This window comes from Microcoleus sp. BR0-C5, assembly GCF_036705045.1.
Lineage (GTDB): Bacteria > Cyanobacteriota > Cyanobacteriia > Cyanobacteriales > Microcoleaceae > Microcoleus.
Genome location: NZ_JAUBTR010000010.1, coordinates 58198 through 71794 on the forward strand (window position 1 = coordinate 58198; position 13597 = coordinate 71794).

Consider the following 13597-nt stretch of genomic DNA (forward strand, 5'->3'; position numbering starts at 1 on the left):
CTGCTAGCTATCAGCCTAGGCAGGGAGTTGTATCAAGATATTACAAAATAGGAATTTACCTGCCACGTTTTCTTTCAGGTCTTGCCAAGTTGCAAGTGCCGGGATTTGTTTAAATTTCTCTACTTTTAATTATAGTTCAGAGTCTCGATCGCAAATCTTAAGAAAATTTGTCTTTCTGAAATCACGTACAAATCTCCAGAACAGGCTGGACGGCCTGTTCCACAAAAGTTAAATGTTCTTGTGGGGCGTCCCGCCCGCCCCTGAAAGCTTTATTCACAATGAATGGTGCAAGATGGATGAAATATCTTGTCGGGTGTCCCGCCCGCCTTGCATTCTCAACCACAAAAACCCTAGGGTGCGTCGCCATCAAAAATCCTCAAAAAAAGCGAAAATCTCGCAGCGACGCACCTTGCAAGAATTAGGCATAAGGTGCGTCGCCATCAAAAATCCCAAAAAAAGAGCGAAAATCTCGCAGCGACGCACCCTACGATAATTAGCTAAACATTTCTCAATTCCCCTCCCTCAAACAGACTGTTCCTGGACGTAATCCTGCACGTAAGACTGATAGTAATACCTGCTGCCTTTATCGTTATTCGCCACCATTCCCAACAGCGGAATCCCCGCCATTTTCAAATCTTCAAAAGCCAACACCAGCGCCTCCCGCTCAGTTTGATGCAGCCCTACTACCAGCATCAATCCGTTAGTGTGAGCCGCCAACAAATTCGCATCCGCCAAACCTAAAAGCGGCGCAGTATCGTAAATAACTAAGTCAAAATGACTTGACAAAGCTGCCATTAAATGCTGCATTTTTCGGGAAGAAAGCACCTTTGTAGGATCGAGAGGAACCGGGCCGGAAGTTAACACAAACAAATTTTCATCACGGGGCGATCGCACAATCACCTGTTGCACATCCACATCATCAGCAATCACATTGTGCAAGCCTTGCCAATTCGGTAAACCCAGCATTTCGTGTACCTGCGGGCGCCGCAAATCCCCATCCACCAACAGCACTTGCTGGCCCATTGCAGCCGCCGCCCGCGCCAGATTTACTGCTACCGTAGACTTGCCGTCACCTACTTGACAAGAAGTAATTACACAAGAATTGATCGGAGTATCAACGTTTAGTAAGCGAATATTCGCATTGAGCGATCGAAAAGCTTCTTGAAAAGCATCCGTCGGCATCGGCGAAATTGCCACATCCACCGGGCTTGTCTCAGCAGGAGGAAGTCTCAAAATTTTATCGCTAGCAGGAATTACCCCCAACAAAGGCAGGCGAATCGACTGTTTGACATCCTCTGGAGTTTGGAACACCGTTTTATTTTTAAACCGTTCCGCCAACTGCGCCGCCAGCATACCAAACAGCATACCAGCCAATCCCCCCAAAGCCAAATTCAAAGGCATAATCGGAGCAACAGCCATCAACTCGCCATTTTTGTAACGCGGAATTTCCGGCTTAGCAATAACTTCCCAAGCCACCTCTTTTTTGCCCACAGCTTCAAGCTGCAAAGCTTGCTGTTTTGCCAGCAAACCATTCAGCGTATTGTTAGTCAAATCCAACTCGCGCTGCAAATCGGAATAGCGCCGCAAAATCACCGGGAATTTTTGAGAGTATTGATTCAACTGCTTAGCAGCTTGTTCCAAAACTTGATTCCGCACGCCCAGCACCTGAATTAAATTAGCAGTACCGATAAACTGCTCGATTAACTTAATCCGCACCGGATCTTGAAAAGTCAGCACTTGCGAATTTACCTTAGCCAAATCAGTTCCCAGAACCTGTTGGGCTTCTTTCTTCAACAAAGGAATCAGGTTCTTGCGCTGTTCTCGCAACAATTGCATTTGCGGAGTTTCGTCTGTAAACGTAGCCGAGTTAATCGCAATTTGCCCTTCTAATTGTTGCAATTGAGTCAGCATCCCTTGATAACGGGGAGCTTGACTCAGAGCCGATGCCATCAGCGCTTGCTTCTGGTTTAATCCGAGCTGATTTTGCAGATTGGAATAGAGAAATCTCTGCTGATTTAGCTGCGTTTGCGCTTCCAATCTTTGCGTTTGAAGTTCACTGATTTGCAGCGCGAGTTGTTGGGTTTGAATTTGCGGATCGATGAAATTGTACTGCTGTCGCAACTTTTGAATTTCTGTTTGCAGAGCTTGTTGGCGCTTGCGCTGGTTGGGAATTTGCGATTTCACAAAATCCAGAGTCTGACTAATTTGAGTTGTGGTATCTTGCACGCTGTAGTTGCGGTAGCCTAGCGCAACTTTTTCCAAAACAAACTGAATTTTTTTCGGATCGTAATCCCGATATCTAACTTCGATAATCTTGGTATTTTTGAAGCGATTAATTGACAGCCTAGTTTCCTGAGAAAACGGCAAATTATCTGCTTTTTGGTTCAAGAGGTAGTTGTAATTTATTTCAGGATACTTAGCCTGCAACTGTTTAATAATCGGCGACATTACTTGCGGGCTTTGCAAAACTTGAATTTGGGATTCGTAGTCAAAACCTGCCTTGTCGGTCGTCGCGGGGGCGGCTGGTTGCAGTTTCAGCTCACCGGAGTATATCTTGGCTAAAGTATTTTGCGTAACCGCTGGTTCTACTAATAATTGAAAGCGCCCTTCGTACTCGCTTTTTTGATTCAGTGTCCAGGCGAAAACTCCGGTAGTCACTGCCGCTGCTACCCCGATGACTAAGATGGAGCGACTGCGGCAAACTTCCCAAAAACTCAACTCTTCTGCCTCGGTTTTGTTTCTGCCTAAAAATTGATCTTCTTCATAAAGCCCAGAAGACAGTTTTTGCAGATTAGCGGCTTTTTTATGATTAAACAGTGATACTTGAGATTGTTTCCCTGGTTTCATTGGATTTCTACAACTTATTAGTTTAAACGTCTGTATTGGTGGCGGATTTTCCGGCAATCGGCTGATTCCTCGATATTTCATTACCCAACCGCAATTTTTTTTATAAAGCGGGTTTCTGAGGTCTTAATGCCAGTCTCTTCAAATCACCGAAAAATATCGAATAACCGAAATATTCCTAACAGCGGGCTGAGAGGAGCGAGAGTCCCGCCTACATTATCCGAAAACGTAGCGCGACCCGATCGCCTTACCATAATTACATCATTATTTTGCAGTTTGGGATTAGTTTCTTCATTGGCAGTTGCAGAAAAATTAACCTTAACAGTTAGCTGGGAAACTGTGCCGTTAGGATTGAGGCGAATTAAATCCACCGAATCCATTTCGGCCCGCGCTTTATTAAAACCTCCCGCTGCTACCAGCGCTTGATTTAAAGTAGTGTTGGGCAGCACAGCAATCGCTCCCGGTTTCACGACTTCTCCCACAATGTTGACCTTAATCGTATCGGGTGAAAAATTAGAATTAGCAACTTGTTCGTCTTGGTTTTCATCGAGGTTTTCGGCTTTGGGGACGATTACTGTATCTCCCTGTTGTAGCGCTAAATCTTGGGATACATCTCCCCCTTCCAAAAGTTGCCACAAATTTACATTAATAATTTGTTCTGTACCCGCCCGCGTCAGGCGACGAACTTGTATTTGTCTGATATCAGCTACCGGCGTAATGCCGCCCGCCATTTTAATTGCCCTCGTTACAGTTTGCTGCAAAACATTTTCCCCGCCGTTGGTTTCGCTGACAGCAAACAAACCAGAATTTTCACCCATTTCATTCTCTTGTACCCTACTTTGAGCCTCTTTTGTCAAAGTATAAGTACCGGGGCGAGTTACTTCGCCCACCACAGCAATATTAATTGGTTGAGTGCTTTGTCCGGTAATGTTAGCTACTGCTAAAGTCGGTGCTTCTTGGCGGTTGAGGCTAGTTACAGTGGGAATAAATATAGTATCGCCGTCGCGCAAAGTCATATCGGCCCGCAAATCGCCGTTTTGCAATAATTCCCACAAATCCACACTAATAATTTGTTCCGGTGCGTTGCGCTGGGGGCGGCGGATTTTGATTTGCCGCACGTCTGCTGACTGGGTAATTCCGCCTGCCATTCGCAGAGCCCGCGATATCGTTGGCATTTGAGTTCCCATTTGCTCTGCTGTGCCTCCGGGGCCTGCTGCTGAGGATATTGTATAGGCTCCGGGGCGGTTGATTTCGCCCGCGATCGCAATTTGCAAAGGACGCGGCGCCAGCAGTTTCAGGGTAATCCAAGGACGTTTAAGGTATTTGCCGTATTTGTCTTTAACAGCATTAGAAGCTTGTTCTAGGGTCATCCCGTACACCGAAACGCTGCCAATTAACGGCAAACTCAGGGAACCGTCTGCCTGTACTTGGTGTTGACCGTTGGGGCCGCTGTATTCCGGGACGTTGAAGATGTCCAGTTGAATACGATCGCCCGCGCCTAAAGTGTAAACTTCCGATCGTACACTTGAAGGTTCAGTTGCCGGCAATCCCGGCAATCCCGGCACTGCCGGTACTGGTACAGGAACAGGAGAACCCGCATCAGGAGGAGGAGGAGGAGGAGGCATCAACTGGGCCGCCGCAGGAGATGAACCCACCGCCGCCAGCACTGACACTGTTAAACTTTGAATCATTAAACTTTTGACAGCATTGCTTGCCCAATAACTTAGCTTGCAGCTTTTGCTGGAAATGTCTCCCTGAGCCCCTCTTCTTGCAGGAAATGGGAGAAATTCTTCACCCTCCCTCTCCGCAAAGGGGACACAAGGATGAGATTTTTTCTCAAGTTGCACGCCGTGCGAAGAACTTTTAACCACCATCGCTTTTTGCCCCTATCCTCATCCAACCCCGCCAACATCAAATGTAACCCAACTGTTCTAACTTAGTCAGAACTTTTTTAACACTCTCTTCCACACTTTCTCGCTCTGTGTAACAAATAATCTCAGGATTAAGCGGTTCTTCATAAGGATCGTCAATTCCCGTAAAACCCTTAATTTCTCCTGCTCTCGCCTTAGCGTATAGCCCCTTGACATCGCGACCTTCGCACACTTCTAACGGGGCTGTGATATATACTTCAACAAAATTGGGCTCCATTGCTCTAATTTCGTCGCGAATTGCTCTGTAGGGGCTAATAGCTGCGGTCATTACGGCTACTCCATTGCGGCTCAGTAGGTGAGCTACAAATCCAATCCGCCGAATATTAGTATCTCTGTCTTCTTGGCTAAATCCCAAACCTTTTGACAAGTTGGTGCGAACGACATCTCCATCCAATATTTCCACTTTGCAACCTCTTGCCTTCAATTCAGGTTCGAGAGCTTTGGTGATAGTTGTCTTGCCGGAACCGCTCAGCCCGGTGAACCACAAAATAAAACCTTTTTCCATTTTCAATTGCTTGGTTAGTAGTGAGTAGTGGGGAAATTACGCGACGTATGACTTTAGTGTCCCGGTTCCCCATTTTCTGATTCTTTTTGATTTGAGATGCGATCTGACTTTCACAATAACTAATTTTTTTTTTTACCGCAGAGGACGCAGAGGACGCAGAGGTAGAGGGAAGAGGAGAAAGAGGTAATTTTAAAATCTGTAGGGTGCGCCGCCTGTGTACCCTTACATTCAATGGGCGATCGCCAACGCCGAACATCTATCCGTAGCGCACTGATCACCTGACTGAGCCTTTCGCAATCTAAAATCTAAAATCTAAAATCTAAAATCTAAAATGGTATTGCCCATGTCTTCGGTCTTAAAAGCAGATGTTTTGGTAGTCGGTGGCGGTACTGGCGGCACCGCTGCTGCTGTGCAAGCAGCCCGCCGAGGTGCCAAAACTATTTTAGTAAGCGACTTCCCCTGGCTGGGAGGAATGCTGACTTCGGCTGGCGTTTCTGCCCCTGATGGCAATGAATTAGCAGCTTTTCAAACTGGTTTGTGGGGCTCGTTTTTGCGGGAACTCCAGCAGCGACAGCCGGGAGGTTTGGATTGGGGCTGGGTCAGTTTTTTTACTTACGATCCCCGCATCGGTGCTGAAATTTTTGCTGATTGGGTTAAATGTTTGCCGAACTTACAGTGGATTTGTGGACAAAAAGCTCACGATGTGCTGTATGAAGGAGATCGCATTTCTGGCGTTCAGTTTGCAGATTTTACGGTTTCGGCCAAAATCACTTTAGATGCAACGGAATTGGGAGATGTGCTGGCTTTAGCGCAAGTTGGACACCGCTGGGGTTGGGAATTCCAAGCCGAGTGGGGAGAACCCAGCGCGCCGGCTGCCGCTAATGCTCTCACAGAGAGCTATTCGGTGCAAGCTCCGACTTGGGTGGCAATCATGCAGGATTTTGGTAAAGGTGCAGCCAGGCCAGAAATTCCCGCGCCGCCTATTGACAATCCCGATCGATTTATCGGTGCTTGGGACGGTTACACTCCCGAACAATTTCTCAATTACGGCAGGCTTCCGGGGGGATTGTTGATGATTAATTGGCCGATTCGAGGTAATGATTATGGTGAAGGGGTCGATCGACTAATTGCATCTGAAGCATCTCGACAAGAATTCCTGCAAGAAAGTCTGTGGCACACTCAAAGTTTCGCCCGTTTCATTCAAACGCAACTCGGCCCTCGCTACGGCTTAGCAGAGAATATTTTCCCGATTTCAGCGATCGAAAATCAACAAAATTCCTCCCTTCTTGGTTCTTTCGCCTTACATCCTTACTACCGAGAAAGTCGGCGCTTGCGAGGGATAAGTACACTCAGAGAACAAGATATTTTACCTATTGTCGGTGGCAGAGTCGCGAAGTTGCCGATAAATTCTGAGGGCATTTGTGAAACAATTGCGATCGGGAACTATGCCAATGATCACCACTACACCAGTGGCGACATTCCCTTGCAGCCAAAATCGATCCGCTGGGGCGGCCGCTGGACGGGAACTCCGTTTACCATTCCTTACACCGCGCTAATTCCTGCGAGTACAGACGGTTTGCTAGTCTGCGAAAAAAATATTTCCGTCTCTCACATCGCCAACGGTGCAACTCGCTTGCAACCGACGGTAATGAATATTGGACAGGCGGCGGGGATGGCGGCGGCTTTGTGCGCGGAATCTGGATGTCAGCCACGGGATTTGCCGGTGAGAGTGTTGCAGGAAGCTTTGCTGCAAGATTCCGAGGCGAGTGTGGCGGTTATTCCTTTATTTAATTTGACACGGGGGCGATCGGACTGGCTGGATTGGCAACGCTATTATCTCGATCGACCCCAAGCATATCCCGCCAGCGGCGAATGTCAGGAGTCAGTAGAAAAACCAAGCAGTCAAACAGCAAATACCCACAGCCAGTTTTCTGGCATTTTCCGTCGCCTCGGCGAACAAGACTGGACACTAACGCTGACAAGCCCTGCATCCTTAGTCGGTCAAACTTGGCAACTCGTGACTTTGGATTCGGAAACCGACAGATTTTTACACAATTGCGAAACCGAAAAGCCTCTGACTGTATGGGGCAGGCTGAATTCGGCAGGTGCTTGGCTGCTGGCGGGCTCAGTAGAATTGAAGAGGTAGGGTTTTTTGCATAGATCCGAAAAATTCACAGAAATTTATCCTGATCGATCGGGGAGAGTCCGTATCAGTTAATAGACAATGACACGGATACTAACCCCATGCAAACTTACACACCAATTGCTTTACACAGTCTTTTGGGCGTTACTTTGAGCGCCACTGTCGTTCGAGCCTTTGAATCCCTCGTCGGACTGCTCGAAGTTGCCACCGCTTCATACATTTTATCCGCCCAAACCGAACAAAGGGGCGATCGTTCTCCAGAAAGAGGCAGCGGACGCCGAGAGTTCATTGAGCCTAATCTTTACACTCATCAACTACAAGCATTTTAATGACATTGGACGAAAGCGATTTCCGTTATTGAGTTAGTTTCTGCAGCCCGTGTCGAGCGCTCAATCTGATTTCCTGGGATGATAGTTTTTCAGGTTTCCAAGGCAACTGCATTTCTTGTTTACAGTCATTAGGATCTTCTTTTATGTGAGTGATGATAGCATATAAACCTTAAACCGCCATCTATCGAGAGATTGAATCTCCTATTTGGCGGTTTTGTATATTATTGCAACCTTCTGGGTAGTGCAATTAGGAATTTTTTTATTATTGAAGCCAGAGATTTTAGTTATTCCATTTTACCTCAACTTCTGACAATCAAGCATCCAGGATACCCGCCACGTGATTCATTCCGAAAGCAGACTCAGGACCCAGAAATAAAAAACCTGTATCCGATAAAGCCGCCCCCGAATTAATCTCGCGCAAGTCAATGCTTCAATTCTTTAATCTCAAATCTCAAATCTCAAATCTCAAATCTCAAATCTCAAATCGATTGACTGCTCTCATAGATGAGATGCTACGCATCTAAAGTGTCTGTTGCTTCGGGAGGGGGAGAGGGTGAGAAAGGGAGAGGGAAAGATAATTTTCCGCTTTTTATACAAGGATTTTAGGAGACAATTTAAAGGCGCGATAGCTTAACTTAAGCCTGATTCTTTCTTCTTCTTCCTTATTCTTCTTCCTTATTCTTCTTCCTTCTTCTTCCTTCTGATTCCTGATTCCTAATTCTCTAGTTTGATAATTTCAGGGAAATTCATCCTGATCAGCCTGGGTAAATGTCGTATCTCTAAATAGATACTGAGACGAATACTACCCATGAAAACCTACACTGCAATTGCTTTACTGAGCCTGTTGGGCATTACCTTGAGTGCCAGCGCCGCTCAAGCTTTTGAATCTCCACTCCCCATCCTCGAAACTGGCACCGCTCAATATATGTTGTCAGCCCAAACTCAACAAAGGGGCGAGCGTGGTCCTGAGAGAAAGCGCAACCGCAGAAATTTTACTGAGCCTACTGTTTACACTCATCCGCTACAAGATTTCTAATGGCAATGGACGCAAGTGATGACCACAACTGAGTTGCTTTGGGCCGTTCATTCGATCGCGCGATCGGATTTTCTGGGATTCTAGTTTTTCAGGTTAAGCGATAACTGCACTTTTTGTGGACAGTTCTTAGGAGATTCTTTTTAGTGTAAAAAATGTTAGCATATAAACGGGGAACCGCCATCTACCTAGAGATAGATTCTAGTATGTGGCGGTTTTGTATTGAAAACGCTTCAATTAAACAAGCACTAACCACAGGCCTCGGATCATCTGGGTTTTTCAACCAATCTCCCTCGCCCTCCACGCCTTATTTGGGCGTTGCACAATTTGAGGAGGATTTTTGTGGGGTGTCCCGCCTGCTGTGAAAATACAGCGGACGGGCTATGAGATCCCATCCCACAAAACCATCAAAATCTTCCCGCAATTATGCAACAGCCTTATTTTAGTTGATCGAACCGGGTTTCAGCATCCATGACTATTCAAGAATTAGGGGCTCGGAGTCGCCTCAAATTCCTGGGATCGCAACAGTTATTTACGTTCTCCCCCCCACAGGTAGGGTTTAATTTTCAACCGCTGCACTATAATAAACGTGCGATAACTAACTTATATATAGGTAAACTGTCAGCGCAGAGGGTGCAGCAATCTACTTAAATTGGCCACCAATAAGAACCACTTATGCGGTGTGGATAGCCTTTAAGCCCATGCCCCTGTTACCTCAGGGAACTTAACTAACCTGAATATTAGGGTAGCTGGCAAGCTTTCCGGCGACAGTCGGCTATGCTTGATTCGGCGCTCTCGCAATAATTTAATGGAGGACGACAAAATGCCTCCTAATTTGGCTATTTCGGGGATAGTAATGAAAAATGACTCTTTGGATCTGGTCAAAAGCCTCAGCCCTAGTGCAATGGATCAGATCATGCTATATCTGGCGTTTAGCGCCATGAGAACCAGTGGGCACAGGCACGGGGCGTTTCTAGACGCGGCCGCAACGGCGGCTAAGTGTGCCATTTATATGACTTATATGGAGCAGGACAACAACCTGCGGATGACTGGACACTTGCATCACATTGAGCCTAAACGGGTGAAGGTGATTGTTGAAGAAGTCCGGGAAGCTCTGACTCAGGGAAAATTGCTGAAAATGTTGGGTTCGCAAGAACCTAGATATTTGATTCAGTTTCCTTATGTCTGGTTGGAACAGTATGGTTGGATGCCGGGACGCCCTCGCATTCCGGGAAACAATTTGACTGTAGATGAAAAAAAATATCTCGAAGGCAAAATTCCTCCGAATCCGCCAGACGCTCAACTGATCAATTCTTTTCAGTTTATGGAGTTGATCGAGTTTCTGCACAGGCGATCGCAAGAAGAGATGTCTCCAGAAAGGCGAATGCCTTTGAGCGAAGCTCTAGCAGAACACATTAAGCGGCGCTTGATCTATTCTGGGACAGTAACTCGCATTGATTCTCCTTGGGGAATGCCGTTTTATGCCCTCACCCGCGCTACTTACTCTCCGGCAGAGCAGGAAGAGCGGACATTTACTATGGTTGAGGATACGGCTAGATATTTCCGGCTGATGAAGGATTGGGCGGAAAAACAACCGAAGGTGATGCGAATTATGGAGACTTTGGATATTCCGCCGGAACGGCTCGACCAAGCCCTTGAGGAATTAGATGAAATTATTCGCAATTGGGCCGATCGCTATCACAAGCGGGGCGAACCGACGATGATTTTACAAATGGTTTTTGGGCCGCAAGACGACGCTTAGTTTGATTAACTATTAATCATTAGTCATGAGTTGATTGCTTGAGACTAATGACTAATGATTAATATCTGATAGCCCTGGATGGCGCAACAGGCTTTTTTTCCAAAAATACTGCGTTATATCATGTCCGATCGAGTGACCGCGATTAAAAGGACGGGTTTTTGAGATTGTCAATTATTGGCAGATATTTTTCGTGAGGGGAGCCCCTACCGTATTAGCGGGAATCGACCGGACATAATATTAATCGTTGGAATTGTCGTAAAAAACCAAGTTGATTGGGCCGCGAATGCGTCCAGGATTAACTAAGTTAAAAAAGCTCTCCATGTCGCCGCTAAAACGATCGCTGCGATCGCTCCTATGAGTGTATTAAAAAAATTTACCACCTCGTTCGTCAGCCACTCAAACTTGGATTGCACCGTCGCCCCAATCACGCTCTCGATGTTCGTGGCAATAAAAGCTGCAATAACACAAAAAACAATTCCTGTCAAGTCAATTAAACCGACAGCCCAACTCAAAAGTGCGATCAGAATTGAGCCGACAATACCCGCGATCGTTCCTTCCAAACTTACGGCCCCTTCGGTACCCCTAGGTACAGGCTGCAAGCTGGTAATCAAAAAAGTCCGCTTCCCGTAAGCTTTGCCAATTTCGCTAGCGCAGGTATCGGAAAGTTTGGTGCAAAAACTCGCCGCGTAACCCAGCAATAACAGGGAAATAGAATCTTGTGGCACAGGCATCTTGCCTGTCTCTCCTAAAATAGACATCTTGCCTGTATCTCCTAAAATAGATAATGCCAAAACTCCCAAAGCGCAAAGAGTGGCAGTTAAAGCCGAACCCCAGACATTTTCTGGGCCTCTGGCGCCTGAACGCTTTTCGGCTATGCCTTCTGCTTCTTTTTGGGCTTTGCCGATGCGGGTAACTCCCGATCCGACAAGAAAGTAAAACATCACCACAGCATAGCCTTGCCATCCCAAACAGCCCCAGATCAGGACGCCCAATACCCAGCCGTGAAAGTGGCCAGCGGGAGTGAGCAACTTTTTAGGAGCAATGGTGGCGATCGCGAGTAAAAATGTATTGAGGGCGATCGCCATCAACCAAGGATTAGACCAAGATAAATAATTAAAGAACAATTCTGAATCCTGCATTTAGTACCTCCATGAGTCAAGTCTTATTTCATCTTGCCTTCCCTGTGACCGATATTGCCCAAACAAAAGCGTTCTACGTAGACGGGCTCGGCTGCGAACTAGGTCGCGAATCGCCAAATTCTGCGATTATGGGTTTGTGCGGCCATCAAATTGTTGCCCACGTCAGCCGCGAACCTTTGACGCCTCAGCGAGGCATCTATCCCCGGCATTTTGGGTTAATTTTTACTTCCGAAGCTGACTGGGAAGCGTTGTTAGAGAAAGCCCAGCAAAACAACTTAAATTTCTATCAAGAACCGAGACGGCGATTTGTCGGTTTGCCTACAGAACACCGTACTTTCTTCTTAGAAGACCCTTTCCACAATATACTTGAGTTCAAGTATTATTGTGAAGCTGAAGCAATTTTTGGTCGCAGCGAATACGCTGAAGTTGGTGATGCAGTTTGATCTCTAGTCCGGTAGCGATTTGCCTCCTGTGGGGGCGGGTTTACGAGATTGTTGGTTTTAGGCAATTATTGTAGGTGAAACCCGCCCCTACAAAATTTGACATTATACAAGAATGAATCAAACGGTTAATCATGAACTTTTAATGGTTCTGAAAGTGCTTCAGCGACCGCTTTTAAACTGCTGGAATGCCTCGCCATCATGGCATGGGCAAAAACCGACAATTTTACTTCTTTGGCAGCCGATATTTTGGAACTAGAAGCAGGTACGATGATGAAATCCCAATCTGTCCAAATCGAAGTAAAATTGAGCTTTTCCAACAAAGCAGTATCTCGATTTAAATCTTCGAGAAAAGCACTGCCAGGACGCATTTGAACGCAGCCTTTTCCCCAGAGAGTGTAAGCCATCCAAGTACCGCTGTGAGGAGAAGATATCGCAATAAAGCGCTGCACTCGGTTAATGCCCCCTAACCTTTGCAGGTAGTAGCGAGTTACTAAACCGCCCATGCTCAATCCTACTATATCGAGAGGCTGTTCGGGCGCAAAGGTTTTGTCTATATAATCTGCTATTTGTTGGGCTAATTCGTCTATGCTGGCGTTGCCCCAATGGGGTGAGAGATTGAGGGTATAGACTGACCATCCCAGTTTGGTCAGGTAGGCAGACATTTTGTGAAAAATTCCCGATTTTCTGAAGATTCCGTGAATTAGCAAGACTGGGTTGCGGCGGAAATTGCTATTCATTTTTAAGTGGGAATTTTATTTTCTATAGGTGCTTTGAGTTCTTCAACTAATGCGTTAATACTTAGGGGTTCTGTCACCATTTGGCGGTGCAGCAAAACGTTGACTTTAACTTCTTTACCTACTGGCATTTGGGAGCTGTTCGCCGGTACAATCATTATGTCAAATGGCGTCCACATTGATGTAAAGTTTATGCGTTTGAGCATTGTCACATCTTGATTTAAATCGCGTAGCAAGCCACTATCGGGGCGCATATCCAGGTATCCTGGTAGGCGTAGGGAATAGGCGGTGAGGGTGCCGTGGTGGGGGGAAGAGAGGGTGATGAAACGCTGTACGCGGTTGATTCCTCCGAGTCGCTGGACGTAGTAGCGGCTGACGATGCCGCCCATGCTGTAGCCTACTATGTCTAAAGATTGTTCTGGATCGAAGGTTTCAGAGATGTAGTCTGCGAGTTGCTTGGCGAGTAAGTCGAGGCCGAGGCTACCGTCGTTGGGGGTGAGGTTGAGGCTGTGGACTGACCATCCAAGTTGGGTGAGGCGGGCGGACATTTTGCTGAAAATCATCTTTGTGTCCCAGATGCCGTGTATGAGGATGACGGGATTGCGATCGAGCGAACTGTTCATTTGAAAAGAAAATTGCTTGCTAATTACAGCATAAATCACTCCCCTAGGGAGTTTTACCCCTACTAGGACAGCTAGGGAATCGGATCGAGGTACGATCGACAATTAGTGGGA

The 13597-nt window shown here is 46.6% G+C and carries 11 protein-coding genes; 5 read left to right on the plus strand and 6 right to left on the minus strand.

Annotated elements, in window-relative coordinates:
* Positions 1–522: 522 nt before the first annotated feature.
* From QUB08_RS07005 to cysC, 3 genes are all read right to left on the minus strand, one after another.
* Positions 523–2847, minus strand: a complete 2325-nt coding sequence (locus tag QUB08_RS07005) for a polysaccharide biosynthesis tyrosine autokinase (protein ID WP_333224075.1) — start codon at positions 2845–2847, stop codon at positions 523–525.
* Between the two features lie 143 nt (positions 2848–2990).
* The gene (locus QUB08_RS07010; RefSeq protein ID WP_333224076.1) at positions 2991–4718 is read right to left on the minus strand and encodes an SLBB domain-containing protein; all 1728 of its coding nucleotides are present in this window, start codon (positions 4716–4718) and stop codon (positions 2991–2993) included.
* A gap of 37 nt (positions 4719–4755) precedes the next feature.
* Entirely contained in the window at positions 4756–5280 is a 525-nt protein-coding gene (cysC, locus tag QUB08_RS07015; protein ID WP_333224077.1) for an adenylyl-sulfate kinase, read from the minus strand.
* A 343-nt stretch (positions 5281–5623) separates the two neighbouring features.
* On the opposite strand from cysC, the gene QUB08_RS07020 reads away from it, so the two are divergent.
* The 4 genes from QUB08_RS07020 to hetR all read left to right on the plus strand — a co-directional run bounded on the left by QUB08_RS07020 (position 5624) and on the right by hetR (position 10547).
* The gene (locus tag QUB08_RS07020) at positions 5624–7426 is read left to right on the plus strand and encodes an FAD-dependent oxidoreductase (RefSeq protein WP_333224078.1); all 1803 of its coding nucleotides are present in this window, start codon (positions 5624–5626) and stop codon (positions 7424–7426) included.
* 98 nt (positions 7427–7524) lie between these two features.
* Positions 7525–7752, plus strand: coding sequence for a heterocyst-inhibiting protein PatX (patX, locus tag QUB08_RS07025; protein ID WP_190663642.1), 228 nt, complete (start codon positions 7525–7527; stop codon positions 7750–7752).
* 808 nt (positions 7753–8560) lie between these two features.
* Positions 8561–8788 carry a hypothetical protein gene (locus QUB08_RS07030; protein ID WP_333153242.1) on the plus strand — a complete coding sequence of 76 codons (228 nt, stop codon included), beginning with the start codon at positions 8561–8563 and terminating at the stop codon, positions 8786–8788.
* A gap of 853 nt (positions 8789–9641) precedes the next feature.
* On the plus strand, positions 9642–10547 hold the full coding sequence (gene hetR / locus QUB08_RS07035; protein ID WP_333153327.1) for a heterocyst differentiation master regulator HetR: 906 nt from the start codon (positions 9642–9644) through the stop codon (positions 10545–10547).
* A gap of 299 nt (positions 10548–10846) precedes the next feature.
* Here the strand turns inward: hetR and QUB08_RS07040 are convergent, their stop codons facing one another.
* Positions 10847–11686, minus strand: a complete 840-nt coding sequence (locus QUB08_RS07040) for a TIGR00297 family protein (protein ID WP_333224079.1) — start codon at positions 11684–11686, stop codon at positions 10847–10849.
* 11 nt (positions 11687–11697) lie between these two features.
* Here QUB08_RS07040 and QUB08_RS07045 point away from each other — a divergent pair, with 11 nt between their 5' ends.
* On the plus strand, positions 11698–12129 hold the full coding sequence (locus QUB08_RS07045; RefSeq protein ID WP_333077352.1) for a VOC family protein: 432 nt from the start codon (positions 11698–11700) through the stop codon (positions 12127–12129).
* Positions 12130–12254: 125 nt separating this feature from the next.
* On the opposite strand, the gene QUB08_RS07050 is transcribed toward QUB08_RS07045, so the two are convergent.
* Complete coding sequence (locus tag QUB08_RS07050) at positions 12255–12866, minus strand: alpha/beta fold hydrolase (RefSeq protein WP_333224080.1); 612 nt, start codon at positions 12864–12866, stop codon at positions 12255–12257.
* Between the two features lie 2 nt (positions 12867–12868).
* Entirely contained in the window at positions 12869–13486 is a 618-nt protein-coding gene (locus QUB08_RS07055; protein ID WP_333224142.1) for an alpha/beta fold hydrolase, read from the minus strand.
* Positions 13487–13597 lie beyond the last annotated feature (111 nt).

What these genes read in the sequence shown, in the direction of transcription:
- QUB08_RS07005 (WP_333224075.1), bottom strand. Translation starts at nt 2,847, where the DNA reads ATGAAACCAGGGAAACAATCTCAAGTATCACTGTTTAATCATAAAAAA.
- QUB08_RS07010 (WP_333224076.1), bottom strand. Translation starts at nt 4,718, where the DNA reads ATGGTGGTTAAAAGTTCTTCGCACGGCGTGCAACTTGAGAAAAAATCT.
- cysC (WP_333224077.1), bottom strand. Translation starts at nt 5,280, where the DNA reads ATGGAAAAAGGTTTTATTTTGTGGTTCACCGGGCTGAGCGGTTCCGGC.
- QUB08_RS07020 (WP_333224078.1), top strand. Translation starts at nt 5,624, where the DNA reads ATGTCTTCGGTCTTAAAAGCAGATGTTTTGGTAGTCGGTGGCGGTACT.
- patX (WP_190663642.1), top strand. Translation starts at nt 7,525, where the DNA reads ATGCAAACTTACACACCAATTGCTTTACACAGTCTTTTGGGCGTTACT.
- QUB08_RS07030 (WP_333153242.1), top strand. Translation starts at nt 8,561, where the DNA reads ATGAAAACCTACACTGCAATTGCTTTACTGAGCCTGTTGGGCATTACC.
- hetR (WP_333153327.1), top strand. Translation starts at nt 9,642, where the DNA reads ATGAAAAATGACTCTTTGGATCTGGTCAAAAGCCTCAGCCCTAGTGCA.
- QUB08_RS07040 (WP_333224079.1), bottom strand. Translation starts at nt 11,686, where the DNA reads ATGCAGGATTCAGAATTGTTCTTTAATTATTTATCTTGGTCTAATCCT.
- QUB08_RS07045 (WP_333077352.1), top strand. Translation starts at nt 11,698, where the DNA reads ATGAGTCAAGTCTTATTTCATCTTGCCTTCCCTGTGACCGATATTGCC.
- QUB08_RS07050 (WP_333224080.1), bottom strand. Translation starts at nt 12,866, where the DNA reads ATGAATAGCAATTTCCGCCGCAACCCAGTCTTGCTAATTCACGGAATC.
- QUB08_RS07055 (WP_333224142.1), bottom strand. Translation starts at nt 13,486, where the DNA reads ATGAACAGTTCGCTCGATCGCAATCCCGTCATCCTCATACACGGCATC.